Annotated in this window: 31 protein-coding genes; 13 read left to right on the plus strand and 18 right to left on the minus strand. The window is 54.1% G+C overall.

Annotated elements, in window-relative coordinates; all coding sequences use genetic code 11:
- Window positions 1-153: 153 nt before the first annotated feature.
- The 5 genes from lolC to cobB are packed head-to-tail and all read left to right on the plus strand — an operon-like array spanning window position 154 to window position 5,093.
- Complete coding sequence (lolC, locus tag IM290_RS09670; protein ID WP_017384712.1) at window positions 154-1,353, plus strand: lipoprotein-releasing ABC transporter permease subunit LolC; 1,200 nt, start codon at window positions 154-156, stop codon at window positions 1,351-1,353.
- A complete protein-coding gene (gene lolD, locus IM290_RS09675; protein ID WP_015570809.1) occupies window positions 1,346-2,047 on the plus strand; it encodes a lipoprotein-releasing ABC transporter ATP-binding protein LolD in 702 nt (233 codons plus the stop codon). Before lolC ends, lolD begins: the two co-directional genes overlap by 8 nt.
- Window positions 2,047-3,291, plus strand: coding sequence for a lipoprotein-releasing ABC transporter permease subunit LolE (gene lolE, locus IM290_RS09680; protein ID WP_193041538.1), 1,245 nt, complete (start codon window positions 2,047-2,049; stop codon window positions 3,289-3,291). Before lolD ends, lolE begins: the two co-directional genes overlap by 1 nt.
- Window positions 3,292-3,345: 54 nt before the next feature.
- A complete protein-coding gene (nagK, locus tag IM290_RS09685) occupies window positions 3,346-4,257 on the plus strand; it encodes an N-acetylglucosamine kinase (RefSeq protein WP_032670943.1) in 912 nt (303 codons plus the stop codon).
- A 14-nt stretch (window positions 4,258-4,271) separates the two neighbouring features.
- Window positions 4,272-5,093, plus strand: a complete 822-nt coding sequence (gene cobB, locus IM290_RS09690) for a Sir2 family NAD+-dependent deacetylase (RefSeq protein ID WP_193041539.1) — start codon at window positions 4,272-4,274, stop codon at window positions 5,091-5,093.
- A gap of 34 nt (window positions 5,094-5,127) precedes the next feature.
- On the opposite strand, the gene potD is transcribed toward cobB, so the two are convergent.
- The 4 genes from potD to potA are packed head-to-tail and all read right to left on the minus strand — an operon-like array spanning window position 5,128 to window position 8,936.
- Window positions 5,128-6,162, minus strand: coding sequence for a spermidine/putrescine ABC transporter substrate-binding protein PotD (gene potD / locus IM290_RS09695; RefSeq protein WP_045344131.1), 1,035 nt, complete (start codon window positions 6,160-6,162; stop codon window positions 5,128-5,130).
- Window positions 6,159-6,950, minus strand: a complete 792-nt coding sequence (potC, locus tag IM290_RS09700; RefSeq protein WP_015570805.1) for a spermidine/putrescine ABC transporter permease PotC — start codon at window positions 6,948-6,950, stop codon at window positions 6,159-6,161. Before potC ends, potD begins: the two co-directional genes overlap by 4 nt.
- Entirely contained in the window at window positions 6,947-7,804 is an 858-nt protein-coding gene (gene potB, locus IM290_RS09705) for a spermidine/putrescine ABC transporter permease PotB (protein WP_017693625.1), read from the minus strand. The genes potC and potB overlap by 4 nt, the downstream gene beginning before the upstream one ends.
- Window positions 7,788-8,936, minus strand: a complete 1,149-nt coding sequence (gene potA, locus IM290_RS09710; RefSeq protein ID WP_162837914.1) for a spermidine/putrescine ABC transporter ATP-binding protein PotA — start codon at window positions 8,934-8,936, stop codon at window positions 7,788-7,790. Before potA ends, potB begins: the two co-directional genes overlap by 17 nt.
- Before the next feature lie 237 nt (window positions 8,937-9,173).
- On the opposite strand from potA, the gene pepT reads away from it, so the two are divergent.
- A complete protein-coding gene (pepT, locus tag IM290_RS09715; protein ID WP_006809220.1) occupies window positions 9,174-10,397 on the plus strand; it encodes a peptidase T in 1,224 nt (407 codons plus the stop codon).
- A gap of 97 nt (window positions 10,398-10,494) precedes the next feature.
- Window positions 10,495-10,986 (plus strand): transposase, encoded by a 492-nt coding sequence (locus IM290_RS09720; protein WP_193041540.1) that lies wholly within the window; start codon window positions 10,495-10,497, stop codon window positions 10,984-10,986.
- A gap of 88 nt (window positions 10,987-11,074) precedes the next feature.
- Here IM290_RS09720 and IM290_RS09725 read toward each other — a convergent pair whose 3' ends face one another.
- The 3 genes from IM290_RS09725 to phoP form a co-directional block, all read right to left on the minus strand.
- Window positions 11,075-12,196 (minus strand): cupin domain-containing protein, encoded by a 1,122-nt coding sequence (locus tag IM290_RS09725; protein WP_017384706.1) that lies wholly within the window; start codon window positions 12,194-12,196, stop codon window positions 11,075-11,077.
- 91 nt (window positions 12,197-12,287) lie between these two features.
- Window positions 12,288-13,751, minus strand: a complete 1,464-nt coding sequence (gene phoQ / locus IM290_RS09730; RefSeq protein WP_015570801.1) for a two-component system sensor histidine kinase PhoQ — start codon at window positions 13,749-13,751, stop codon at window positions 12,288-12,290.
- A complete protein-coding gene (gene phoP / locus IM290_RS09735; RefSeq protein ID WP_026094318.1) occupies window positions 13,752-14,423 on the minus strand; it encodes a two-component system response regulator PhoP in 672 nt (223 codons plus the stop codon). It lies immediately after the preceding gene.
- 475 nt (window positions 14,424-14,898) lie between these two features.
- Here phoP and IM290_RS09740 point away from each other — a divergent pair, with 475 nt between their 5' ends.
- Window positions 14,899-15,291, plus strand: coding sequence for a hypothetical protein (locus IM290_RS09740; protein ID WP_023303483.1), 393 nt, complete (start codon window positions 14,899-14,901; stop codon window positions 15,289-15,291).
- An 87-nt stretch (window positions 15,292-15,378) separates the two neighbouring features.
- Here the strand turns inward: IM290_RS09740 and purB are convergent, their stop codons facing one another.
- Genes purB through rluE form a run of 5 tightly spaced genes read right to left on the minus strand, consistent with a single transcriptional unit; the run spans window position 15,379 to window position 19,714 of the window.
- Window positions 15,379-16,749 (minus strand): adenylosuccinate lyase, encoded by a 1,371-nt coding sequence (purB, locus tag IM290_RS09745; RefSeq protein WP_017693620.1) that lies wholly within the window; start codon window positions 16,747-16,749, stop codon window positions 15,379-15,381.
- 19 nt (window positions 16,750-16,768) lie between these two features.
- Window positions 16,769-17,398, minus strand: a complete 630-nt coding sequence (gene hflD, locus IM290_RS09750; RefSeq protein WP_006809213.1) for a high frequency lysogenization protein HflD — start codon at window positions 17,396-17,398, stop codon at window positions 16,769-16,771.
- A gap of 27 nt (window positions 17,399-17,425) precedes the next feature.
- Entirely contained in the window at window positions 17,426-18,538 is a 1,113-nt protein-coding gene (gene mnmA, locus IM290_RS09755) for a tRNA 2-thiouridine(34) synthase MnmA (RefSeq protein ID WP_032103856.1), read from the minus strand.
- A gap of 40 nt (window positions 18,539-18,578) precedes the next feature.
- Window positions 18,579-19,052, minus strand: coding sequence for an NUDIX domain-containing protein (locus IM290_RS09760; RefSeq protein ID WP_193041541.1), 474 nt, complete (start codon window positions 19,050-19,052; stop codon window positions 18,579-18,581).
- A complete protein-coding gene (rluE, locus tag IM290_RS09765) occupies window positions 19,052-19,714 on the minus strand; it encodes a 23S rRNA pseudouridine(2457) synthase RluE (RefSeq protein WP_193041542.1) in 663 nt (220 codons plus the stop codon). The genes IM290_RS09760 and rluE overlap by 1 nt, the downstream gene beginning before the upstream one ends.
- A 117-nt stretch (window positions 19,715-19,831) precedes the next feature.
- Here rluE and icd point away from each other — a divergent pair, with 117 nt between their 5' ends.
- Both icd and IM290_RS09775 read left to right on the plus strand, forming a co-directional pair.
- The gene (gene icd / locus IM290_RS09770) at window positions 19,832-21,082 is read left to right on the plus strand and encodes an NADP-dependent isocitrate dehydrogenase (RefSeq protein ID WP_003857898.1); all 1,251 of its coding nucleotides are present in this window, start codon (window positions 19,832-19,834) and stop codon (window positions 21,080-21,082) included.
- A 75-nt stretch (window positions 21,083-21,157) separates the two neighbouring features.
- Window positions 21,158-21,403 carry a YmjA family protein gene (locus tag IM290_RS09775; RefSeq protein WP_022650806.1) on the plus strand — a complete coding sequence of 82 codons (246 nt, stop codon included), beginning with the start codon at window positions 21,158-21,160 and terminating at the stop codon, window positions 21,401-21,403.
- Window positions 21,404-21,407: 4 nt separating this feature from the next.
- Here IM290_RS09775 and IM290_RS09780 read toward each other — a convergent pair whose 3' ends face one another.
- Complete coding sequence (locus IM290_RS09780) at window positions 21,408-22,907, minus strand: cyclic diguanylate phosphodiesterase (protein WP_193041543.1); 1,500 nt, start codon at window positions 22,905-22,907, stop codon at window positions 21,408-21,410.
- A 124-nt stretch (window positions 22,908-23,031) separates the two neighbouring features.
- Window positions 23,032-23,124: a stress response membrane protein YncL gene (yncL, locus tag IM290_RS09785; RefSeq protein WP_071524166.1), complete on the minus strand. Its 93-nt coding sequence runs from the start codon at window positions 23,122-23,124 to the stop codon at window positions 23,032-23,034.
- Window positions 23,125-23,493: 369 nt separating this feature from the next.
- Here yncL and IM290_RS09790 point away from each other — a divergent pair, with 369 nt between their 5' ends.
- Complete coding sequence (locus tag IM290_RS09790) at window positions 23,494-23,742, plus strand: GlsB/YeaQ/YmgE family stress response membrane protein (protein ID WP_003857896.1); 249 nt, start codon at window positions 23,494-23,496, stop codon at window positions 23,740-23,742.
- 53 nt (window positions 23,743-23,795) lie between these two features.
- Here the strand turns inward: IM290_RS09790 and yoaJ are convergent, their stop codons facing one another.
- The 3 genes from yoaJ to IM290_RS09805 are packed head-to-tail and all read right to left on the minus strand — an operon-like array spanning window position 23,796 to window position 25,043.
- Window positions 23,796-23,870: a protein YoaJ gene (gene yoaJ / locus IM290_RS21800; protein ID WP_015570794.1), complete on the minus strand. Its 75-nt coding sequence runs from the start codon at window positions 23,868-23,870 to the stop codon at window positions 23,796-23,798.
- Window positions 23,871-23,969, minus strand: coding sequence for a YoaK family small membrane protein (locus tag IM290_RS09800; protein WP_015570793.1), 99 nt, complete (start codon window positions 23,967-23,969; stop codon window positions 23,871-23,873).
- Between the two features lie 45 nt (window positions 23,970-24,014).
- Entirely contained in the window at window positions 24,015-25,043 is a 1,029-nt protein-coding gene (locus tag IM290_RS09805) for a sensor domain-containing diguanylate cyclase (protein ID WP_193041544.1), read from the minus strand.
- A gap of 311 nt (window positions 25,044-25,354) precedes the next feature.
- On the opposite strand from IM290_RS09805, the gene IM290_RS09810 reads away from it, so the two are divergent.
- Complete coding sequence (locus tag IM290_RS09810) at window positions 25,355-25,609, plus strand: DUF333 domain-containing protein (RefSeq protein ID WP_015570791.1); 255 nt, start codon at window positions 25,355-25,357, stop codon at window positions 25,607-25,609.
- A gap of 80 nt (window positions 25,610-25,689) precedes the next feature.
- The gene (locus IM290_RS09815; RefSeq protein WP_193041545.1) at window positions 25,690-25,995 is read left to right on the plus strand and encodes a hypothetical protein; all 306 of its coding nucleotides are present in this window, start codon (window positions 25,690-25,692) and stop codon (window positions 25,993-25,995) included.
- Here the strand turns inward: IM290_RS09815 and IM290_RS09820 are convergent, their stop codons facing one another.
- Complete coding sequence (locus IM290_RS09820) at window positions 25,996-26,340, minus strand: DUF488 domain-containing protein (protein ID WP_045339680.1); 345 nt, start codon at window positions 26,338-26,340, stop codon at window positions 25,996-25,998.

Raw genomic sequence — 26,340 nt, forward strand, 5'->3', positions numbered from 1 at the left:
TGGAGGCTGTCTGGTGGAAGTTCAGTCAGTAGCATGATGATTTATCTGAATTTTTCGGAAAAATGATTACCGAATCTTACGGTTTCAGTCATTTACGCTTAGCGGATTCGCTTATATACTCGTGGGTCTGCTATCAGCAAACAGACGGATTTCATGTATCAACCTGTCGCACTCTTTATAGGCTTACGTTACATGCGTGGGCGCGCCGCGGACCGCTTCGGTCGCTTTGTCTCCTGGCTTTCGACTATTGGCATTACGCTTGGCGTGATGGCACTGGTGACGGTGCTTTCCGTCATGAACGGCTTCGAGCGCGAGCTGCAAAACAATATCCTGGGGCTGATGCCGCAGGCCGTTCTCTCTTCCACTCAGGGTTCCGTTAATCCGCAACAGCTGCCGGAAAGCGCGGTGAAGTTACAGGGTGTCACGCGCGTTGCGCCGCTCACGACGGGCGATGTGGTGCTGCAAAGCGCCCGTAGCGTGGCGGTCGGGGTGATGCTGGGTATCGATCCGGCGCAAAAAGATCCGCTGACGCCGTTCCTGGTCAATGTGAAACAAACCGACCTGGAAGCGGGTAAATACAACGTCATCCTCGGCGAGCAGCTTGCCGGGCAGCTCGGGGTCAACCGTGGCGATCAGCTGCGTGTGATGGTGCCGTCAGCCAGTCAGTTTACGCCGATGGGGCGTCTGCCAAGCCAGCGCCTGTTCAACGTGATTGGCACGTTTGCGGCGAACAGCGAAGTCGATGGTTACCAGATGCTGGTTAACATTCAGGACGCCTCGCGTCTGATGCGCTACCCGGCGGGAAATATCACCGGCTGGCGTCTGTGGCTTGATGCGCCACTGAAGGTGGATACCCTTAGCCAGCAGACGCTACCGGAAGGGACGAAATGGCAGGACTGGCGCGACCGGAAGGGCGAACTGTTCCAGGCCGTGCGCATGGAGAAAAACATGATGGGGCTGCTGCTGAGCCTGATCGTGGCCGTTGCCGCGTTTAATATCATCACCTCGCTCGGGCTGATGGTGATGGAGAAGCAAGGCGAAGTCGCCATTCTGCAAACTCAGGGGCTGACTCCGCGCCAGATCATGGCGGTATTTATGGTCCAGGGCGCCAGCGCTGGCATCATCGGCGCGCTGCTCGGCGCGGCGCTGGGGGCGCTGCTCGCCAGCCAGCTCAACAATCTCATGCCGATTATCGGCGCGCTGCTTGATGGCGCGGCGCTGCCGGTGGCAATCGAGCCGCTCCAGGTGGTCGGTATTGCGCTGGCCGCGATGGCCATTGCGCTGCTTTCTACGCTTTATCCTTCCTGGCGGGCTGCCGCCACTCAACCCGCTGAGGCTTTACGTTATGAATAAGATCCTGTTGCAGTGCGACAACCTGTCCAAACGCTATCAGGAAGGCACTGTGCAGACCGACGTGTTGCACAATGTGAGTTTTAGCGTGGGCGAAGGCGAGATGATGGCGATTGTCGGCAGCTCCGGCTCCGGTAAAAGTACGTTGCTGCATCTGCTTGGCGGGCTGGACACGCCAACCGAAGGCGATGTGATCTTCTCCGGGCAACCGCTGAGTAAAATGTCGTCTACGGCGAAAGCCGAGCTGCGTAACCGCGAGCTGGGCTTTATCTATCAGTTCCACCATCTGCTGCCGGACTTTACGGCGCTGGAAAACGTCGCAATGCCGCTGCTGATTGGTAAAAAGAAACCCGCGGAAATTAATGCCCGCGCCAGCGACATGCTAAAAGCGGTAGGGCTGGGTCATCGCGGAAATCACCGTCCGTCTGAGCTTTCCGGCGGTGAGCGTCAGCGTGTGGCCATCGCCCGTGCGCTGGTCAACAACCCGCGCCTGGTGCTGGCGGATGAACCGACAGGTAACCTCGATGCGCGTAACGCAGACAGCATTTTCCAGCTTCTCGGCGAACTGAACGCCGCGCAGGGAACCGCGTTTCTGGTGGTCACCCACGATTTACAACTGGCTAAGCGGATGGGGCGTCAGCTGGAAATGCGCGACGGTCGTCTGAATGCTGAACTGACGCTGATGGGAGCGGAGTAATGACTTCACCGTTATCGTTACTCATCGGGTTACGCTTTAGCCGCGGTCGTCGCCGGAGCGGGATGGTATCCCTTATCTCCGTGATCTCCACCATCGGTATCGCCCTGGGCGTGGCGGTGTTGATCGTGGGCTTAAGCGCCATGAACGGCTTTGAGCGTGAACTGAATAACCGCATTCTGGCCGTTGTCCCCCACGGTGAAATCGAGCCGGTTAACCAGCCGTGGTCCAGCTGGCGTGATGCCCTTAACAAAGTGGAAAAGGTGCCCGGCATTGCGGCGGCTGCACCTTACATCAACTTTACCGGGCTGGTAGAGAGCGGGGTAAACCTGCGCGCCATTCAGGTGAAAGGGGTAAATCCTCGTCAGGAAGAGCGTCTGAGCGCGCTGCCGCGCTATGTGCAAAATGGCGCATGGGCAAACTTTAAGGCTGGCGAGCAGCAGATCATTATGGGCAAAGGCGTTGCCGATGCGCTGAAGGTGAAGCAGGGCGACTGGGTCTCGATCATGATCCCGAACGCCAGCGCTGATCACAAATTGCAGCAGCCTAAGCGCGTACGTCTGCACGTCACCGGTATTTTGCAACTGAGCGGCCAGCTCGATCACAGCTTCGCGATGGTGCCGCTGGAAGATGCGCGCCAGTATCTGGATATGAGCGACAGCGTGACGGGCATTGCCATTAAGGTTAACGACGTCTTCAACGCCAATAAACTGGTGCGTGACGCTGGCAGCGTGACCAATAACTATGTCTACATCAAAAGCTGGATCGGCACTTACGGGTATATGTACCGTGATATCCAGATGATCCGCGCGATTATGTATCTGGCGATGGTGCTGGTGATTGGGGTGGCGTGTTTTAATATCGTCTCGACGCTGGTCATGGCCGTTAAGGATAAGAGCGGCGACATCGCCGTGCTGCGTACCTTAGGGGCGAAAGACGGTCTTATTCGCGCCATCTTCGTCTGGTACGGTTTGCTGGCGGGGCTGTTTGGCAGCCTCTGCGGCGTGGCGATCGGCGTGGTGGTTTCCCTTCAGCTGACGCCGATTATCAACGGGATTGAAGCGCTTATTGGCCATCAGTTCCTTTCAGGCGATATCTATTTTATTGACTTCCTGCCGTCTGAACTGCACTGGCTGGACGTTATTTATGTGCTGGTTACAGCACTTTTACTGAGTCTGCTGGCAAGCTGGTATCCGGCGCGTCGCGCAAGCCGAATTGATCCGGCGAGGGTATTAAGTGGCCAGTAATTTCGTCATGGTTTAGCAGTCTTTTGGCCGCTGAATCAAACAGAGGAATGCATCATGTATTACGGATTTGATATTGGCGGCACCAAGATTGCGCTCGGCGTGTTCGATAAAGACCTTAAGCTACAATGGGAAACCCGCGTACCCACGCCGCGCGAAAGCTACGATGAATTTTTAACCGCCATTGCCGCGCTGGTGGCGCAAGCGGATGAACGCTTTGGCGTCAAAGGCAGCGTCGGCATTGGTATTCCGGGTATGCCCGAAACCGACGATGGCACGCTGTATGCCGCCAACGTTCCTGCTGCCAGCGGCAAACCGCTGCGTGCCGATCTTTCTGCTCTCCTTGAGCGCGACGTGCGCTTAGACAACGATGCCAACTGTTTTGCTCTCTCAGAGGCCTGGGACGACGAGTTTCGTCGCTATCCGCTGGTGATGGGGTTGATCCTCGGAACCGGCGTGGGGGGCGGGATAGTCATTAACGGTAAGCCCATTACCGGGCGCAGCTACATTACCGGCGAATTTGGTCATATCCGTCTGCCGGTGGATGCGCTGGATGTTGTCGGACGTGATTTCCCGTTGATCCGCTGCGGTTGTGGTCAGCACGGCTGTATTGAGAGTTACCTTTCAGGCCGTGGGTTTGCATGGCTTTATGAACACTTCTATCATCAGAAACATGACGCCCCCCAAATCATTACCCTGTGGGAACAAGGGGATGCGCAGGCGCGAGAGCACGTTGAACGCTATCTCGACCTGCTGGCCGTGTGCCTGGGGAATATCCTGACCATCGTCGACCCGGATCTGCTGGTGATCGGGGGAGGGCTGTCAAATTTCACTGCGATTACGGAACAGTTGTCCGGGCGTCTGCCCCGACATTTATTGCCGGTCGCCCGCGTGCCGCGCATTGAACGCGCGCGACACGGGGACGCAGGAGGCATGCGCGGAGCCGCATTCCTTCATCTCACCGATTAGTTTACGAGGTTATTATGCTGTCGCGTCGCCAGGGTCGACTCAGCCGTTTTCGCAAAAATAAACGCCGCTTACGTGAACGCCTGCGTCAGCGGATCTTTTTCAGAGACAGGATGATGCCAGAAGCGATGGATAAACCCAGAGTGGTGGTGTTGACCGGGGCGGGGATCTCCGCCGAATCCGGTATTCAGACCTTCCGCGCGGCGGACGGACTGTGGGAAGAACACCGAGTTGAAGATGTGGCGACGCCGGAAGGTTTCGCCCGCGACCCGGCGCTGGTACAGGCGTTCTACAACGCCCGCCGTCGCCAGCTTCAGCAGCCGGAGATTGCGCCGAATGCGGCGCACCTGGCGCTGGCAAAGCTGGAGGAAGCGCTGGGGGATCGTTTTCTGCTGGTCACGCAGAACATCGACAATCTTCACGAAAGGGCCGGAAACCACAACATCATTCACATGCACGGCGAACTGCTCAAGGTGCAGTGCGCATGGAGTGGTCAGGTGCTGGACTGGAAAGAGGACGTGCTGGACGAAGACCGCTGCCACTGCTGTCAGTTCCCTTCGCGTCTGCGTCCGCATGTGGTCTGGTTTGGCGAAATGCCGCTGGGAATGGATGAGATCTACAGCGCCCTGGCTATGGCGGACGTCTTTATCGCCATTGGTACCTCAGGACATGTCTATCCGGCGGCAGGATTTGTTCACGAAGCGCGACTGCAAGGTGCCCATACGGTGGAGCTTAATCTGGAGCCAAGCCAGGTCGGGAGCGAGTTTGAAGAGAAACATTACGGTCTGGCGAGCGAGGTGGTGCCAGCCTTTGTGGATAAACTCCTGAAGGGGCTGTAAGAGTAACGGGCGACATTGCGTCGCCCGTTATGCATTAACGGCCTGCTTTTAGCTTCTGATAATACTCTTCATACAGGCGGCTCGCGTCACCGACGTCGTTCTGCCATTCCCCTTTGCTGATGGTTTCAGCGTCCGGATAAAGCGATTTATCATTTGCCACTTCAGGGCTGAGCAGCTTCCGCGCGGCCAGGTTTGGCGTCGGGTAGCCGATGGTTTCCGCCACCTCTTTTGCCACATCCGGGCGCAGCAGGAAATTGATCAGCTTCAGGGCGCCCTCGACGTTTTTCGCATTCGCCGGGATCGCGAGGCTGTCCATCCAGAAGATGCCGCCCTCCTTCGGCCAGACCACCTCCAGCGGCGTCCCGGCCTGACGCGCCACAAACGCAGAGCCGTTCCAGACCATACCCAGATTCACTTCACCTTCCATATACGGGTTAGCCGGGTTATCCGAGTTGAACGCCGCCACGTTTGGCATCAGCTTTTTCAGTTCGTTATACGCCGCTTCGATCTCTTTCGGATCGGTGGTGTTACCGGAATAGCCGAGTTTACGCAGCGCAACCTGGAACACTTCGCGCGCATCGTCGGTTAAGAGCAGGCTGCTTTTGTATTCCGGCTTCCACAGGTCAGCCCAGGATGAAACCGTTTTTGGATCAATGGCATCGCTGTTGACGCCAATTGCCGTCGCGCCCCAGATGTACGGAATGGAGTAGTCGTTGTTCGGGTCGAACGGCTTGTTTAGCATCTCAGGATCGAGGTTTGAAAAATTGGTTAGCTTCGTTTTGTCGATCTTCTGGATCATGCCTTCTTTGCGCATCTTGTCGACGAAATAGGTCGACGGCACCACCAGGTCATACGCGCCATCTTTATAGGTTTTGAGCTTGGCGTACATGGTTTCATTCGACTCGTAGGTCGAATAGATCACCTTGATGCCCGTCTCTTTGGTGAACTGCTCCAGCAGGCCCGGCGGCACATACTCGGTCCAGTTGTAGAAATAGAGCGTTTTGCTGTCATCAGCATGCGCGGAGCCCATTCCGAGCACCAGTGCCGCAGCGGCAAGCATTTTTTTCATTTCTGTGTCCCCTGAGATTTTGTTTTATCACGAGCAATAACCTGGCTGGCAATTACCAGAACCAGCGATAACACCAACAGAATAGTCGCCAGCGCGTTCACTTCGGGTGAAACACCGACTTTAACCATTGAGTAGATCTTCAACGGCAGAATTTCATAGCTCGGCCCGGTGACGAAGGAGGACACGACCACGTCGTCCATCGACAGGGTAAAGCTGAGCAGCCATCCTGCTGCCACGGCGGGCATCGCCAGCGGCAGAATGATTTTGCGCAGAATGGTCATCTCGCTCGCACCCAGATCTTTCGCCGCTTCCAGCATGCGTACGTCGAACCCTTTCAGACGCGCGTAGACGGTTACCACCACAAACGGCAGACAGAAGGTGATATGCGAGAACAGCAGCGACCAGAAACCGAGCTGGACGCCCAGCAGCATAAACAGCACCAGCAGTGAAATGGCCATCACGATATCCGGGGACATCATCACCACAAACAGCATGCCACTGACGAACGGCTTACCGCGAAAACGGTAGCGGTACAGCGCCACGGCGGTCAGCGAGCCAATCAGCGTCGCGAAGGTGGCAGAGAATACCGCCATCGTCAGCGAGTGCTGAGCGGCCTGTAGCAGGCTGTCATTGTTCATCAGCAGGCCATACCATTTGGTGGTAAACCCTTGCCAGTTGATCCCGAAGCGTGAGCTGTTAAAGGAGTTCACGATCAAAATGATTATCGGAATATAGAGATACGCATAAATGGCGGTCATAAAACCGCCGCGAAGCAGTCGACCGATCATTCCAGCTCCACCTTCTTATTCAGCAGGCGTGATGCACGCCAATAAACCAGCAGCATCAGCCCCATCACCACCGTCAGCGTTATGCTGGTGGCCGAGCCGAACGGCCAGTCGCGGATATTCAGGAACTGGCTCTTAATCACGTTACCGATCAGCAGGTTTTTCGCCCCGCCCATCAGGTCCGATACGTAGAACAGGCCCATCGCAGGCAGCATGACCAGCAGACAGCCGGCGATAATACCCGGCATGGTCAGCGGAATAATGATGCGGACAAAGGTTTGTAACTTACTGGCGCCCAGGTCTTTCGCCGCTTCCAGCAGCGGTTTATCGAGCTTTTCAATGCTGGAGTAGAGCGGCATCACCATAAACGGCAGCAGGATATAGACCAGGCCGACAATCACCGCGCCCGGGGTGAACATGATGCGGATCGGCGTCTCGATCACCCCCAGCCATAGCAGAAACTCGTTCAGATAACCTTTGGTGCTGAGGAAGATTTTCAGCCCGTAGATGCGGATTAACGAGTTGGTCCAGAAGGGTACAATCAGTAAAAACAACAGCAGCGGCCGTACTTTTTGCGGCAGGCGGGCCAGGAACCAGGCGAATGGATACCCCAGCACCAGACAGGCGAGGGTGGCAATCAGCGCCATATTGAGCGAGTGCAGCAGCACGTCAAAATAGAGCGGATCGAGCAGGCGCGCGTAGTTGTCCAGCGTAAAGACCATCGCGACGAAGTTCGCATCGTCGCGGGTCAGGAAGCTGGTCACGATGATCATCAGGTTGGGAAGAAAGACAAACAACACAAGCCAACCGACGATCGTGGCAATCACCACATTCTGGAACTTACTTGTGTTCTTCATCAGCCAGTACAACCTCCCAGCTTTCTACCCAGTTGATGACCATTTTCTGATCCAGCGAGTGGTCGAAGTCCGGATCGTCCTCGTTAAAGAACTCGCTGACCATCACCATTTTGCCGTTTTCCAGTTCCACAACGGATTCGAGGGTCATTCCCTTGTAGTTGCGTTCGCGAACGTAACCGATCAGACCTTCGACGTCAGCCGTGTCGTGGATCTCATCAACGCGGAGATCTTCCGGGCGCAGCAGGACGTTGAGCTTTTGCCCCTTCTCGACGGCAAAGTTGACGGTAATATTGCATTCGCGGCCTTCCACGTTCGCGCGAACGCGCTGCTCGTCCAGACGCTCAATCACCGTGGCGTTGAAAATATTGATTTCGCCTATAAAGCTGGCGACGAACAGGTTTTTCGGCTCTTCGTAAATTTCACGCGGGGTGCCATCCTGCTCAATCTTGCCGTCGCGCATCACCACGATACGGTCTGACATGGTCAGGGCTTCTTCCTGATCGTGCGTAACAAACACGAACGTGATGCCGAGCTTACGCTGAAGCGCTTTAAGCTCGTTCTGCATCTGCTTGCGCAGCTTGTAGTCCAGCGCGGAGAGGGATTCATCCAGCAGGAGCAGGCGAGGTTTGTTGACCACGGCGCGGGCAATGGCCACACGCTGCTGCTGACCACCGGAAAGTTGATGCGGCTTGCGCTGGGCGAACGCCTCCAGCTGTACCATGCGCAGGGCTTCGGTAACCCGAGGTGGGATCTCGCTGGCCGGTGTTTTTTGCATCCGCAGGCCAAACGCCACGTTCTCAAACACGGTCATGTGCGGGAACAGGGCATAGCTCTGAAAGACGGTATTGACGTGGCGATCTTCGGCTGGAACCTGGGTTATGTCCTGGTTCTCAAGATGGATATGGCCGTTATCGACGCTTTCCAGCCCGGCGATAAGGCGCAGGACGGTGGTTTTGCCGCAGCCGGAGGGGCCGAGCAGCGTGAGAAACTCACCGTCATTGATGGTCAGATTAAGGTCGGAAATGACATCTTTGCCATCGAAACTTTTACGAATTCGTTCCAGTTGCACCAGCGGTGAAAGGGAACGGGGTTGTGTATTCAATTTTCGCGCTGTCCCATATAGACGCCTCAGGCAGCAGACTGAAGCGGGGTTTGTGTGTAACCACCTTGGTGACTCGTAATGAGGGCGGACATTCTACGGCAAACCCATTGAATCGCCAATCCTTCTCACTTATTCATAAGCTACATTTATTAACGCACAACGATATAAACGTAAAAAGTTCTCGTTTGCGGGATAAAAGTGACCTGACGCAATATTTGCGTTTTGCTGCTTAATGATAATGTTGTCACAAAAAGTGAGGGTGACTGCATGGATAAACTACTTGAGCGTTTCTTACATTACGTTTCGCTGGATACCCAATCTAAGCCGGGGGTCCGACAGGTGCCAAGCACCGAAGGCCAGTGGAAGCTGCTAAATCTGCTGAAAGAGCAGCTGGAGGCCATGGGGCTGGTTGATGTCACGCTCAGCGAAAAAGGGACCGTGATGGGAACACTGCCGGCGAATATTGACGGCGATATCCCGGCAATTGGCTTTATTTCTCATGTCGATACCTCACCTGATTTTAGCGGTAAACACGTAAACCCGCAGATTGTTGAAAACTACCGCGGCGGTGATATTGCGCTGGGCATTGGCGACGAAGTGCTGTCGCCGGTGATGTTCCCGGTACTGCATCAGCTGCTGGGGCAGACGTTAATCACCACTGACGGCAAAACCTTGCTGGGGGCCGATGACAAAGCGGGCATCGCCGAGATCATGACTGCGCTGGCGGTGCTGAAGGGCAAAAATATCCCACATGGCGATATCCGCGTGGCCTTCACGCCGGATGAAGAGGTTGGAAAAGGCGCAAAACACTTTGACGTTGAGGCGTTTAACGCGCAGTGGGCCTACACCGTTGACGGTGGCGGCGTGGGTGAACTTGAGTATGAAAACTTTAACGCAGCATCGGTAACGATCAAAATCGTCGGGAATAACGTGCACCCGGGGTCTGCGAAGGGGGTGATGGTAAATGCGCTGTCGCTGGCTGCGCGTATTCATGCGGAAGTGCCCGCCGAAGAGAGCCCGGAGATGACGGAAGGGTATGAGGGTTTTTATCATCTGACCAGCATCAAGGGGACCGTGGACAGCGCGCAGATGCACTATATTGTCCGCGATTTCGACCGCAAAGCCTTTGAAGCGCGCAAGCGTAAGATGATGGAAATCGCGAAAAAGGTCGGCAAGGGGCTACATCCGGATTGCTATATTGAACTCATCATCGAAGATAGCTATTACAATATGCGCGATAAGGTGATGGAGCATCCGCATATTCTTGATATCGCCCAGCAGGCGATGCGCGATTGTGACATCGAGCCGGTGATGAAACCGATCCGTGGCGGTACCGATGGTTCACAGCTGTCGTTTATGGGCCTGCCGTGCCCGAACCTGTTTACCGGTGGATATAACTACCACGGCAAGCATGAATTCGTGACGCTGGAAGGGATGGAGAAAGCGGTGCAGGTGATCGTGCGGATAGCGGAGTTAACCGCGAAGCGGTAATGTTTTATGCCGGGTGGCGGCTACGCCTTACCCGGCCTACATTTCGATCGTAGGCCCGGTAAGCGCAGCGCCACCGGGCAATGGGCAAGGAGTGCCAATGTCAAACTACCGCCGCCACTACATCCCCGGTGGGACCTGGTTTTTCACCGTCAATCTGCAAAACCGCCAGAGCGATTTACTTACTCGCCACATCGACAGCCTGCGTTCCGCTACCGCCACGGTTAAGCGTGCGAAGCCCTTTACCATTAACGCCTGGGTTATCCTGCCTGAACATATGCACTGTATCTGGACCCTGCCGGAAGGAGACAGTGACTTTTCAGCGCGCTGGCGCGACATCAAAAAAACGTTTAGCCGCAACATTGAAATGCGCCACGTCTGGCAACCGCGTTTCTGGGAGCACACTATTCGCAATGAGCAGGATTATCGGCGGTATATGGATTACGTCTACATGAATCCGCTGAAGCATGGCTATGTCGGGAAAGTCGTCGACTGGCCATATTCAACGTTTCATCGGGACGTGCGGGAAGGGTTATATCCGGCAGACTGGGCGGGTGAGATTGAGGATTTTGCGGCGGGGGAGCGGAAGTAAAACAAAGCCGGGTGGCGGCTACGCCTTACCCGGCCTACATTTCGATCGTAGGCCCGGTAAGCGCAGCGTCACCGGGCATTAAAGCGGCTCAGTCCTCAAAAAACCAGTACCCGCTGTTCACCAGCGCGGCCAGCATGGCGAGGAAGGAGGGATCGTCCAGTGCGTCGCCAAAGGTATCCGCAGTCAGCACCATATGGCTGGCAATCGCTTCCAGCGCCGGGCGATGCGGAGAGTCCAGGCGCTCGCCGTTGACGAATACCTCTTCGCCAATGCGTAGTACGCGTAATCCGCCCAGACGAACCAGCTTATCGCCCTGCTGGAGCGCATCATAGATTTCATCTGCCTGATACGGCGGCTCTGGTGGTGCGACGTCCAGTTCGTGACGCGACTGGCTGATAAACTCGCCAAACCACTGTCTGAAGTGCTCCGGTTCGTTGATCAGATCCAGCATCATCCCGCGCAGCTTATCCAGCTCCTCTGGCAGAATATCCGCCGGGTGCTCACGCGCCGGAACGTCCGGATCGCTGTAACGGTAGCTGCCCAGCTCACGCTGTAAAACATAGTCAGCAAATCCGCTGATCATCTCGCGCCCGCTTGGCGCGCGGAAACCAACCGAATAGTTCAGCGAGTTTTCCAGGGAATAACCTTCATGCGGGAAGCCCGGTGGGATATAAAGAATGTCACCTGGCTCCAGCTCTTCATCAATGATCCCTTCAAACGGATCAACCTGAAGCAGATCCGGGTGCGGGCAGTGCTGCTTCATTGGCACTTTTTCGCCCACGCGCCAGCGACGGCGACCGGTACCCTGAATGATAAACACGTCGTACTGATCCAGATGCGGACCCACGCCGCCACCGGGAACGGAGAAGGAGATCATCAGATCGTCCATTCGCCAGTCTGGCAGGGCGCGGAAGGGACGCATTAAGGCTGCGGTGGGTTCGTGCCAGTTGTTGACCGCCTGCACCAGTAAAGACCAGTTGTTTTCGCCCAGGTGATCGTAGCTTTCAAAGGGACCGTGGCTGACCTGCCATTTCCCATCCTGGTGGCTCACCAGACGGCTGTCTACCTCGTTTTCCATCGCCAGACCAGCGAGTTCGTCAGGAGAAATAGGGTCGATAAAATTGCTGATCCCGCGTTTAAGAACGACCGGGCGTTTTTGCCAGTAACGTTCAATAAATTCGGGCCAGTTAAGCGTTAATTGATAATCCATATTTTTGTATTCCGCAGGCTCTTACTGAGACGGATTATAACGGAAGCACCGCCCCCTGACTGCGAGATCCGCGTATTTTTCACATTTCGGGTCAACTATCGTTCGATACGGGATGCTGGCGGCCAAAAATGACTTCCATACGGGCACCGCCCAGCAAACTTTCACCGGTTTCAATCTTGCCCTCGTACTGATCGACGATTTCCCTGGCGACGGATAATCCGACGCCCTGGCCTGGCCGCAGCGTATCGGCGCGCTGGCCGCGATCGAACACCACTTCGCGTTTATTACGGGGAATGCCAGGACCATCATCCTCAACGATAATATGCAGTTCGTTATCCGTTACCCGCGCGGACACCTCGACAAACTCCAGACAATATTTGCAGGCGTTATCGAGCAGGTTTCCCATCACTTCCATAAAGTCATTTTTCTCACCGACAAAGCTAATTTCCGGTGAGATATCCAGACTGATGTTGACCCCTTTACGCTGGTACACCTTGTTCAGCGCAGAGGTGAGGTTATCCAGCAGCGGGGCTACCGGGTGCAGTTCACGGCTCAACAGGGCGCTTCCGGAACGCATGCTCGCGCGGTGCAGGTAATAGCCGATCTGCTGTGAAATACGGCTGATTTGTTCCAGCATCACCGGCTCGGCGTCATCCACGCTCATTTTCGAACTGCGCATGGAACGCAGGGTACTCTGCATCACGGCCAGCGGGGTTTTTAGGCTGTGCGTAAGGTCGGTGAGCGTCGTGCGATACTTGTCGTAGCGTTCACGTTCGCTTTTCAGCAGGCGGTTGAGGTTGCGCACCAGGCTGGTCAGCTCACGCGTGGTCTCCGGGTTTAGCTTCTCGCGGTGATGTTCCTCCAGCTCGCGCACCTCTTTGGCAAGGGATTCAATCGGGCGGAGGCTCCACCACGCAGCAACCCACAGGAGAGGGATCACCAGCAGCAGGTTGGCAGCCAGAACATACACAAACCAGTTCCAGACCATATACGAGCGTTTCAGCTCAACCGGTATGGTATCTATCACCACAATGGTTAACTGCGGCATGTTCAGGGTGGCGGGGTAAAGGTTGATGGCCACAGAGTGGGTCATCTCCGTGTCGTCATCTTCGGCACGGATCTCATTAAGCTTGATCTGTAAGGCGCGATCGTCACGCAGCAGGCTGCTGGTGGAGTTGAGGTCGGCTTCTATTTCATGAAAACCGTTGGTTTTCAGCCATTCCGGACGGATGCGCTTTTTCAACCACGGGACATCGCGCTGGGCCCAAAGCAATTTCCCTTTTTCATCATAGATCAGCGCCAGCGTCGGGCTCTGCTGATTCAGGTTTTCCGGCATCTCGACGGTGATTCGGTTGTTTTCCCACTTCGCCAGGGTATAAAACAGGTTACTTTCGCCGCGAAGCAGGCGGAAGGTGGTTTTATCGAAGCTCACGCTATAACCGACCAACGCCACCATCCCGTAAGAGAGCGACAGCACCAGCACGACGGCGGCGGTTGCCAGCAAAAAGCGAACCCGCAGCGAAAGGGGTAAAATGTGGCGCAATATCCCTTTCATTTAGCGTAATTCGAACAGGTAGCCCTGACCACGCACGGTGGTGATCACGTCATGCGGGTACTGCGCCTGAATTTTTTTACGCAGGCGACCCATCAGTACGTCAATGGTGTGGCTTTCGCGCAGCTCGGCATCCGGATAGAGCTGAAGCATAAGGGAATCTTTGCTCACCACTTTACCGTTGTTACGGATCAGCGTTTCCATGATGGTGTATTCGAATGCGGTCAGCTTGATCACTTCATCATTAATAGAAAATTCGCGGCGAGAGAGGTCCACCTGGAACGGCGGCAGAGAGATAACCTGTGACGCCAGCCCGCTGTTGCGGCGCAGCAGCGCCTGCATACGCGCAGCGACTTCTTCAATATGGAAGGGTTTGGTCACGTAGTCATCCGCGCCAGCGCTCAGGACTTCAACCTTGTCCTGCCAGCCTTCGCGGGCAGTCAGCACCAGCACCGGCAGGGAAACGTCATGGCTACGCCAGCGGCGGATAAGGGACAATCCGTCTTCATCCGGCAGCCCTAAATCGACAATGGCGATGTCCGGCAGGTGTTCATTGAGATAATAATCGGCCTCTTTTGCGTCTTCAGCATCATCCACCTGATGACCCATCTCCTGAAGTTGAACTTTCAGGTGATGACGTAGCAATGCGTTATCCTCAACAACCAGTACGCGCATCATCACTTCTCCCTTTATAAATGGTATGAATAGTTTAACGCTGATTATTCAGGTTGACACCAGCGCAATGAAATTAAATGATTTTTTCATGCTCCCGAACACAGGGGGGGATGACGCCAGGCACCTGATTATTAAGTATGTTGACCTGAGCCTGGTTCATATCACCCACCCAACTCACGTAAGCCTCATGCGCCCCCAGCAGGCGCGGGTAATATAAACTGACTTGTTTTCGCAAGCTTTCGCAATCCCGATAAAACAGCCATCCGTTTATGAACTGTTGAAGGCGAGTCGCTTTTTAGACAGCACGGGCACGCCAGTTTTGTAAGTATTGCCCTTTTTTTTGTAAGGATGTTCTCACTATGCCTGGCTTTGTCTACGCTTATTTTATGGTGCGAAATTAGATTTGCATAAGATGTGCCAGAAAAGCAGCATTTTTACACAACAAAACAGCAATATAGCGAGTAAAGAGGACTTTATGGAATGGAAGGTTGTTGAGACTATTGCGAGCCCGGAAAGCGGAACCATCTTTTGCAAAGTTGAAACACAGTATGGCCTGAATTATATCCTGTGGTTAAAGGGAGATTATTACGTTCGTACAGGTGAAATCATCACCACTTCAAACCAGGGGATCCTGATTAACGATCGGCGGCGTAGAGTATGGATAGCGCAGGCAATGCCCTTTACATCAATAGGCTGGATGGGGTTCAAACAGAAAAACGCGTGTCCAGGAAACCGACAGGAGATGGATCGCCCGTGCACGGCTGAAACCCCGTGCCAGTTCAAACTGTGCCCGTTCGGCTTAAAACGGTATATTCCGGAAAGTTATTCCACGGCAAAAAATAACAATCAGCCTGACGGCAGGCTTTAATCCCGGCAAAACAGGTAATGTGACGTGAAAACGTCGGCTCGATGATGTAAAGCAGCCCCCTTTCCGGAAGGAAAGGGGGAAGGGCGATTACTTCAGCTCGTCAACCATAGCGATGGCACGGCCAATATAGTTTGCCGGGGTCATCTCTTTCAGGCGCGCTTTTTCTTCTTCTGGCAGCGCCAGACCGTCGATAAACTGTTTCATACCTTCAGCATCAACGCGTTTACCGCGGGTCAGCTCTTTGAGTTTCTCGTACGGTTTTTCGATGCCGTAACGACGCATCACGGTCTGAATCGGCTCCGCCAGCACTTCCCAGTTGTGATCCAGCTCGTCCAGCAGACGGTCGCGGTTAACTTCCAGTTTGCTCACACCTTTCAGGGTGGACTGGTAGGCGATCAGCGCGTAGCCAATACCTACGCCCAGGTTACGCAGCACCGTGGAGTCAGTCAGGTCGCGCTGCCAGCGGGATACCGGCAGCTTGCTCGCCATATGCTGCAACACGGCATTCGCCAGACCCAGGTTACCTTCGGAGTTTTCGAAGTCGATTGGGTTCACTTTGTGCGGCATGGTGGACGAACCGATTTCCCCGGCGATAGTCTTCTGCTTGAAGTGGTTCAGGGCGATGTAACCCCATACGTCACGATCGAAGTCGATCAGGATGGTGTTGAAGCGCGCAATGCAGTCAAACAGCTCGGCGATGTAGTCGTGCGGCTCAATCTGGGTGGTGTACGGGTTCCACTGGATCCCCAGAGAGGTCACAAACTCTTCGCTGAACTGGTGCCAGTCCACTTCCGGGTACGCGGCGATGTGGGCGTTGTAGTTACCCACCGCGCCGTTGATTTTGCCGAGGATCTCAACCTGCTCCAGCTGACGATACTGGCGCTCCATGCGGTACGCCACGTTCGCCATCTCTTTACCCATGGTGGATGGGGTTGCTGGCTGGCCGTGAGTACGGGACAGCAGCGGAATGTCGCGGTATTCCACGGACAGCGCTTTCACCGCATCAATGATTTTACGCCAGTAAGGGAGTACTACCTCTTTCCGCGCGGTAGAGAGCATCAGCGCGTGAGACAGGTTGTTAATATCTTCAGACGTACAGGCGAAGTGAATAAATTCAGATACCGCGTGCAGGGCAGGGACGCTTGCCACTTTCTCTTTCAGGAAGTATTCAACCGCTTTCACGTCGTGGTTGGTGGTGCGTTCGATGGTTTTAATGCGCGCGGCATCTTCTTCGCTGAACTCAGCAACGATTTTATCAAGGTAATCGTTTGCCTTTGCGTCAAAAGCAGGAACTTCCTTGATTGCTGTCTGGGCGGCCAGCTTTTGCAGCCAGCGTACTTCAACCTGAACACGGAACTTCAGCAGGCCATATTCGCTGAAGATCCCGCGCAGCGCGCTGACTTTATCGCCGTAGCGTCCATCGACAGGGGATACGGCGGTCAGTGAGGATAATTCCATAATTCGCAACTCCGGGAGGTTAACAATGAGCAAGAATTTGTTTTGCCTGAGTCGTCAGGCGATGACGAGAAAACATTAACTGTAGGCGGCCACCGCCGACCTGTTGCCACAGCACGGCGGCACGGATGCCTGCCAGCAGCGAAGCGCGTACCTTCGCCTGTACCTGTGGGCTTTGCAATACGGCAGGCGAACCGGTGACCTGAATACGCGGGCCGAGCGGGCTAATCACGTCAACGTAGATACCGGCCATCGCGCTGAGCAGGGTCTCAGACTGGAGGTCAAAGTGGTCGAGCTGGCGCTGTAGCCCGGCGATGCGGTCGCCCAGGGTATTCATTGCGCCTTTTGCCGCATTAAGCTTACGTTCCAGTACCATCAGGCTTAAGGTGTAGCGGGTCAGTTCCGCGTTCAACCCCTGACGGTTGCTGGCGTTGAGCACGCCGAGCAGAGTTTCAAGACCGAGACGAAGATTGGTTTCACTGCCGCCAAAGACGCCCAGCGTGGAGCCTGGGTTAAGATCGATAACGCTGTTGAGTGAAACGTGCAGGGCATCAGCGTCGCAATGACCCTGATGCGCCAGCTGTTGCACCAGACGGGCTGACTGGCAAATTCCCGCCAGCGCCAGGGTGATGTCATAATAGTTCTTCGCCACACGGTCTCCTTTATGTGTGCAAACGGTTTAAACAGCAGGCAGCGGCAGGCGCTGTTCAATGATCCCACCGCCGAGGCAAATTTCGCCGCTGTAGAAAACAGCAGACTGGCCAGGGGTAACGGCGGAAACCGGCTCGTCGAAACGCACGTCAATGCGATCGTCATCCAGTGCGGTTACGGTGCAAGGGATGTCCGTCTGGCGGTAGCGCGTTTTCACTGTGCAGCGTAGCGTGCCTTTCAGCGGCTCGCGATCGACCCAGTGCAGCTGTTGCGCGATCAGTCCAACGGACATCAGGCGCGGGTGGTCGTGACCCTGAGCCACAACCAGAATATTGTTTTCGACGTCTTTGTCGACCACGTACCACGGATCTTCGCTGCCCTCTTTGGTGCCGCCGATACCCAGACCTTTACGCTGGCCGAGAGTGTGGTACATCAGCCCCTGGTGCTGACCAATCTCATCACCGTCAACGGTGACGATTTTGCCCGGCTGTGCAGGCAGGTAGCGCCCCAGGAACTCGCGGAATTTACGCTCGCCGATAAAACAGATACCGGTGGAGTCTTTTTTCTTCGCGGTGATCAGATCCAGATCTTCAGCAATCTTACGCACTTCCGGCTTTTCAAGCTCGCCGACCGGGAACAGGCTCTGGGCAATCTGTTCGTGGCTCAGCGTATAGAGGAAGTAGCTCTGATCTTTGTTGCCGTCCAGGCCGCGCAGCAGCTGGCTTTTGCCATTCACATCCGCGCGACGCACGTAGTGGCCGGTCGCAATGTAGTCTGCGCCCAGGTCTTCCGCGGCGAATTCCAGGAAGGCTTTGAATTTGATCTCTTTGTTGCACAGGATATCCGGGTTTGGCGTGCGGCCCGCTTTGTACTCTTCGAGGAAGAGTTCAAAAACGTTGTCCCAGTATTCTGCGGCAAAGTTAACGGTGTGCAGTTCGATGCCGAGCTTATCGCACACGGCCTGCGCATCGGCGAGATCCGCAGCGGCAGTGCAGTATTCCTCGCCATCGTCTTCCTCCCAGTTCTTCATGAACAGGCCCTCCACCTTATAGCCCTGTTGCTGCAACAGGTAGGCGGAAACGGAGGAATCGACACCGCCGGACATGCCGACGATTACTTTTTTCTGGCTGTTATCTGACATGGAATACTCACGACATTGAACTTCAAGGCGGCGTATTCTATCACGCCCCCCCACCATTGACACCCTCTCTAAACGGCCAGTTAAATTCTGCAATGACATCCAGCGGCAGGCGCGCCGCAGACTGCCAGCAGCGGATGCTTTCCGCCACCAGCGGTGAACGCAGGTTTGGCGCGTTCAGGATCTCCTCGGCAGTCACCCACAGGCAGCGATCGATATCGTCGTCGTGCGGTTTAGTGGCGCACGTTTCGTTAAGTTCAACGGCGAATAAGAAGCGCAGGAAAGGCGTCTGGTCAGGCGCTATCCACTGATGCATACGGATAAAATGCTGCGGTTCGGCGCGGATACCCGTCTCCTCCCACAGCTCACGGGCTGCCGCCTGGCGTAAGGTTTCATAGGCTTCAAGATGCCCGGCAGGCTGGTTCCACAGCGCTTTGCCGTTGATGGTCTCTTCCACCACCAGGAATTTCCCCTGCGCATGGACCACGCAGGCGACCGTAACATGAGGTTTAAACATCAGTTCTCCTTAGGGGTAACATCCCGCCATTCCCCGTTTGCCAGCGAGTCCAGCGTGTAGCTGCCCATGGCATAGCGAATGAGTCGCAGGGTAGGGAAGCCCACATGCGCAGTCATGCGCCTGACCTGTCGGTTGCGGCCTTCATAAAGGGTGATTTTAAGCCAGCTGGTGGGAATGGATTTCCGCTCACGAATCGGCGGGTTGCGCGGCCACAACCACTCGGGTTCATTCACGCGCTCAATACCAGCCGGCAGGGTGGGACCGTCGTTCAGCGTTACGCCGTTACGCAGTTTTGCCAGCGACGCGTCGTCCGGCTCGCCTTCAACCTGCACAAAGTAAATTTTCCCGGTACGCTTGCCCGGCTGAGTGAGCCTGGCCTGGAGCACGCCGTCATTGGTGAGCACCAGCAGCCCCTCGCTGTCACGATCCAGACGTCCCGCCGCGTAGACTCCCTGTACAGGGATAAAATCCTTCAGCGTGCTGCGCCCGGCCTCGTCGGTGAACTGCGGCAATACATCGTAGGGTTTATTGAACAGTATGACCCGCGTTGGCTGGGGTTCTGGCGTTCTTCTGGTGGCTTGTCGTGAGCTGAATCGCTCAACCCGCTGTTTTCTAAAAGAAGTTTTCGTCATGGTATTTTCAGGCGTTATCAATTGCCGCATTATAGCCTAATAACGAAGACCTTTCATGGCGTCGGACAATCAGGTACTATCGGAAGGCTCATTACAATTTATTAACATAAGATCAGTAACAACCAGAAGCGCTCGAAGGAGAGGTTAATGGAAAGCAAAGTAGTTGTTCCGGCGGAAGGTAAAAAGATCACCCTGCAAAACGGCAAGATTAACGTTCCTCACAACCCGATTATCCCGTTCATTGAAGGCGACGGTATCGGCGTAGACGTTACCCCGGCAATGCTGAAAGTGGTTGATGCCGCTGTTGAGAAAGCCTACAAAGGCGAGCGTAAAATTTCCTGGATGGAAATTTACACCGGTGAAAAATCGACTCAAGTTTATGGCCAGGACGTCTGGCTGCCAGCCGAAACGCTGGACCTGATCCGCGACTATCGCGTTGCTATCAAAGGCCCTCTGACCACGCCAGTTGGCGGCGGCATTCGCTCCCTGAACGTGGCGCTGCGTCAGGAACTGGATCTGTATGTGTGTCTGCGTCCGGTGCGTTACTACCAGGGCACCCCAAGCCCGGTTAAGCACCCGGAACTGACCGACATGGTTATCTTCCGTGAAAACTCAGAAGACATCTACGCCGGTATCGAATGGAAAGCGGACTCTGCTGATGCAGAAAAAGTGATTAAATTCCTGCGCGAAGAGATGGGTGTGAAGAAAATTCGCTTCCCTGAGCATTGCGGCATCGGCATCAAGCCGTGCTCCGAAGAAGGGACCAAGCGTCTGGTGCGTGCCGCCATCGAATACGCTATCACCAACGATCGTGACTCTGTGACCCTGGTTCACAAAGGCAACATCATGAAGTTCACCGAAGGCGCGTTCAAAGACTGGGGCTACCAGCTGGCGACCGAAGAGTTCGGCGGTGAACTGATCGACGGCGGCCCATGGCAGAAAATTAAGAACCCGAACACCGGTAAAGAGATCATCATTAAAGATGTGATTGCCGATGCGTTCCTGCAACAGATCCTGCTACGACCTGCTGAGTATGACGTGATCGCCTGTATGAACCTGAATGGTGACTACATCTCCGATGCGCTGGCCGCACAGGTGGGTGGTATCGGTATCGCCCCGGGCGCGAACATCGGTGACGAGTGCGCCCTGTTCGAAGCAACTCACGGTACTGCACCTAAATACGCAGGCCAGGACAAAGTCAACCCAGGCTCTATCATTCTGTCCGCAGAGATGATGCTGCGTCATATGGAATGGTTCGAAGCCGCAGACCTGATCGTTAAGGGTATGGAAGGCGCGATTAACGCGAAAACCGTCACCTATGACTTTGAACGTCTGATGGAAGGCGCTAAACTGCTGAAATGCTCAGAGTTTGGCGACGCGATTATCGCGAACATGTAATCCACTCGCTGGGTTAAATGACAACGGGAGCCTGAGGGTTCCCGTTTTTTATGCACACAAGACGGAAACAACGCTATGACCCATGATATCCCGCTCAAGTATTATGACATCGTCGACGAGTATGCGACCGAAACGGCGAAACCGGTAGAAGAGGCAGAGCGTACGCCGCTGGCACACTATTTCCAGCTGCTGCTCACTCGCTTATACAATAATGAGGAAATCAGTGAAGAGGCGCAGCGGGAGATGGCTGTCCAGGCGGAGATAGACGAAGCGCGCATTGACGATATTGCGAACTTCCTGAATCAGTGGGGCAATGAATAACGCGTCATCGCGCTGAGTCTGCCAGCAGCCTGGCGAGGTCGTGCCGGGTTAGCGACTTTGAAAAGTACCAGCCTTGTACGAGGGCATCGGGGTATCTCTGCGCGATGAACTGATATTGCGTTTCGCTTTCAACCCCTTCAAAAACCAGGGTTTTGTGCAGTTTAGCGAGCGCGTCGCTGAAGATCACCAGGATATCCTGTTTATAGTGCTCGCTGATGCCGTCCACTAACGACTTATCCACCTTGATTTCGTCATATTTGAGATTTGATAGCCTGGCCAGATTAGAGTTTTGCACACCAAAATCGTCTATTGAAATTTTGACGCCTGCCGATTTAAGCTCCTCACAAAACTCTTCAAGGATGGCCGCGGTGGAAACGCCATTCTCGGATAACTCAACTTTGATTAGCGATAAGGGAATCGCGTTCTCTGAGCATTCATGACGTAATACCGCCAGGAATTTGCCATCTTCAATTTCCGTCCGGCCAACGTTCAGTGAAATCATTAACTGATGTTCAGCGGCCAGCGCGGCAATTTCCGCCAGGGATTTCTTTATCATGTTCTGATAATAAACGTTATACAGGCCAATTTTTTTAATTAACGGGATAAACAGCTCAGGAGAAACCTCTTTGTGATTGTTATCCTGCCATCTTGATAACACTTCAACCCCGACGATTTTCTTATCAGCAACCCGAATAACAGGCTGAAAATGAACGCTGATGGTATTCGCTTTTACCGCTTTGACCAGCGTTCGCTCCAGAGAACGTCGGTCTTCATAAAGTCGAAGAGAAAACAGCGTCAGGGATACCCAGATAAAGTATAAAAACAGGCACAGAAGCACCATCACTACGTGGGAGAGCGAAGCCAGTCCGGCATCATGGTGTGTGACGGTAACGCACAAATCCCAGCGTGTACTGCACTCCGTCACAGCCAGCGTAAATAACAGAGACTGTAAGCGGCTGAGGTTTTCTGATGGCGGCGTAACGGTGAAAAAGGTGCGGCCGAAATCTTTAGTGGAAGAAAGAAGCGAATAGTTGGCGGTAACGGGGGCAAATTTATCGTAGGCTGAACGGGAGGTGAAGATAATAAGGTGGTTATAGATTGTCGCATTGCCGACAAAGAAATCTTTCTGCGAAAACTGCGCCAGGCTGAATCCGTTCTGGGTATTATGCAGCTCAGAGGGAAGGGCGATGGGATTTGCCAGCTTGCCCCAAAACGCGGTGCAGGTGATTTTCCCCTTTTCAATAAACCCCACATCGGCGAAATAGAGACTTCGCATCTTTAATTTTCGGTAGACGTTCAGACTGGCGCTATCGCATCCCTGCGCGGAGGTATTTTTAAGCGTACTGGCGATATTTTGCGTTAACTCTTCAGAATAGCTTAAGAGCGTGTGGGAGATCTCCCTCTGCCGGTTCTTTTGCTGCTCAGCGATAATGGCGTTAACCGCATACAGCGACAGGACGACCATAAAGGTTGAGATGATAGCAACGGCAATGGCCTTCTTCATTTTCCTGTTGTCCCACCACGTCCTGAGGTGCAGGGATCTTAACACAGGTCATAAAAGCTACAAGTATGAGAGTTGAGGCTGCACGGAATCGAAAGGAAAGCCACCATGCCAGGCTCCTTTCATCTCAGAACCACTCAAACCGTGTTGAGAGCAGTAGCAGTAACGTACTGGCAGAAACAAGATTAAGGCAGATGACAAACTTGCTTGATACGTTCATGTTATCAACGTTTTTGTTGTTCAGTAGCCACAGAGAATAGCGTTTCACCTCCACTGAAGAAACGCCAGATTTTGGTGGGTTCGGGCAAAAAAAAGCCCACTCAAGAGTGGGCAAGAAATACTGGAAGCAATGTGAGCAATGTCGTACTGAATACCTGAGTGATTTGCTCAACTATTCAGTAATGAGAAAGATAATCTTTCTCAGTAAAAGATGCAACCCCACGATGAGTGTGGAACGGCATTTTTTTACTGCTCATATTTTAATCAAACGAACCGTGTGATTCTTATCACAAATTTCCTTTCTCAGATCCTGTGCTATCCTTTTCTGTGTCGTTGATTTAATGACAAAAACCATACAGAGAGGAAAGCTATGGGAATTTTATCCTGGATTATCTTTGGGCTGATTGCGGGGATCCTGGCGAAGTGGATTATGCCGGGCAAAGATGGCGGCGGTTTCATCGTCACGATCATTCTGGGGATTGTGGGTGCAGTCGTCGGTGGCTGGATCAGTACCCTGTTCGGCTTTGGCAGAGTTGATGGCTTCAACTTCGGCAGCTTTGTCGTCGCGGTGATTGGCGCCCTGGTTGTTCTGTTTATCTACAGAAAAATCAAAAGCTAAATCTGACCTGAGTTAAAAAAGGCTGCCTGACGGCGGCCTTTTTACTTTGGGCGTTACCACCAGCCCAACTGCGTACCGGCGACGGCCACGATGGCGACAATCAGCATGATGATGGTCGTTTTTCTCATTTAAGCCCCCGGCGCGGCGTAACCACCAAGGAAAAACCAGCCTAAAAACACCACCGCCGTGATAAAAATAACCACCGGAAAGAGGATCCCTATTCTCATGCCATCACCTGTTTGAGTTTGTATAAGGCCGTAGAGTGTACGATTTTAATCTAACGCGACAAAGCCTGTTTTGCTTTTTCCTTTTTTATCCTGATACATCGCGAGGTCTGCGGTGCGCAGGGCGCTATCTTCATCAGTGCGGTGAGGATCAACAATAACGACGCCAAGGCTTGCGCCGGGATAAATAATAGTGGCATTACCCAACCCGTATTCGCCCGCGATGAGACCATTGAGGCGGGTTTTGATTGCGTTGACCCCTTTGCTGGCGTCGCCATCATCGCTGTGACTCAGGCTGGCAACCAGAAATTCATCGCCGCCGAGCCGGCCAATAATCTCATCCTGCGTTTGCTCGTGAGTCAGCCGCTTGCCGACCTGTACAAGGAAGCGATCGCCCGCCTCATGCCCGTACTGGTCATTGATTCGCTTGAAATCATCGAGGTCAATAAAGGCCATCATGACGTTGCGGTTAAGATGGCGCGCCAGTGAGAACAGGGTGGTAAGGTTTTCAAAAATGGCGCGACGATTCGGCAGGCCGGTAAGGGCGTCGGTGTAAGAGTGGGCAATGAGCGCCGCATTTGCTTCGCGAAGCTGAAGCACAAGCGACTCTTTCTGAATGTACTGACCAATTAAACCGGCAAAGAGTCTGATCACCTGCTCGCCACGCTCGCTGAACTGTTTCTGTGCGGTGCTGGCCGCGCAAAGCGTGCCATACAGAGAACCGTCAGCCAGGTGAACCGGCACGCTCATATAGGTTGTAATGCCCAGTGCTTTGGCCGCTTCACACTCCGGCCAGCGGTCGGGCACCTCGTTACTGAACAACGTGTCGCTGTCGATGGCGCGCTTACACAGTGTTTCGTCCCAGGGCACGCTGAACCCTTCAGGGATCTGCATTTGCTTGCTGTTACGGGCATATAAAATGTGCTGCAAACGCGCATTGATATCGACTTTCGTCAGGTAGGTTGATTCCATATCCGTCACAATTTCCAGCATTTCCAGTAGCTGACGCACCAGACTGTCGAGAGATTGCTCAGTGGAGAGGGTTTCTGAAACACGGGCAAGAATGATATCTGACATGAGGCAGGATGACTCCCATGCAGAAGACCTCTGTATCTGCATGTTATGCTGAAAATATAGACTCCAGCCATAGTAAAACATGAACAGGATTAATTTTATAGATTCTTCTGGAGGCGGATGAGGGTGAGGCTAAAAAAAGCCCCGATGTTGAGATCGGGGCAAAACATCTTGATTACGGAATGATGTTCTCTGGTCAGTGTGAGAACAGGCATCACTATAAGGGGGAATCGTGCAGGTTTAATGGAGAAATCATGGAGAAAACGGCGATGACCCGTTACTCTGACGTTTTTACACCCTGAAGGATCACGATAATGAAATATCTTCTCCTGGCGCTGGTTTTACCGCTGGCCGCCTGCTCAACAAAGACAACCCCTCCTGATGCGCCTCAACCGCCGCACGCTATTGGTATGGCAAACCCGGCGTCAGTGTACTGTCTGGAGAAAGGGGGAGAGCAAATCCCTGTTCAAAGCCCGCAGGGCGTACGTACCGAGTGCAAATTGCCAGGCGGGGAAGTGATCGATGAATGGGATCTCTACCGCCGCGATCACCCGCAACCGACCAGATGACAACGGCAATAAAACTGCGATACACTTCTCTTTAGGATTATTCTTAGCCAGTTTCTGGCAGTACGTTTGCGAGAAGAAGTATGTTTCAGTTAAAACCGGGCAGCATAGCGATGATCGTGGGTGCGCGTACGGCGGCAGGCCGTCGAAATATCGGTAAATCCGTCGAGCTGTTTGGACTTTGTCAGCCGGGCCAGCGTTTTGTGAACCCGGTTAACGGCGTCATGACGCAATTACCCGCCACGTCAGCGCGTGCGCTGTGGCTGGTCACTGGTGATGTTTATGCCTTTGATAACCAGCACGGTTTTGCGTTTGTTCGCCCGGAACATCTGATGCCGCTTACTCCCGACGAGATGCCACACAACGTGGATGAGCTGGCGATCGGTTAATCACAGTTTACGCAGCCAGTCCGCCAGAACCTGCGCGTGATTCTGCTCCGTATTTTTCGCCCCATAGAGTAGCGTCACGGTCTGCTGTTTGGCGAGAGCCGCCAGGCGTTTGCCTTCATCCTGATGCTGCGCCAACTCTTTACGATAGGCTTCACTGAACGCGGTGAAATCTATCGTTTCACTGTGAAAAGCTTTTCGCAGTTCGCTGGACGGTGTTAGCGCTTTACACCACTCATCACAGGCGAGATCGGTCTTTTTTATCCCTCGCGGCCAGAGTCTGTCGACCAGGATCCGGTAACCGTCTTTTGAGGTCGCCTGCTCATACACGCGTTTACATTGAATCAT

This window comes from Enterobacter cloacae complex sp. S1 (genome assembly GCF_014930525.1).
Taxonomy (GTDB): domain Bacteria; phylum Pseudomonadota; class Gammaproteobacteria; order Enterobacterales; family Enterobacteriaceae; genus Enterobacter; species Enterobacter hormaechei_C.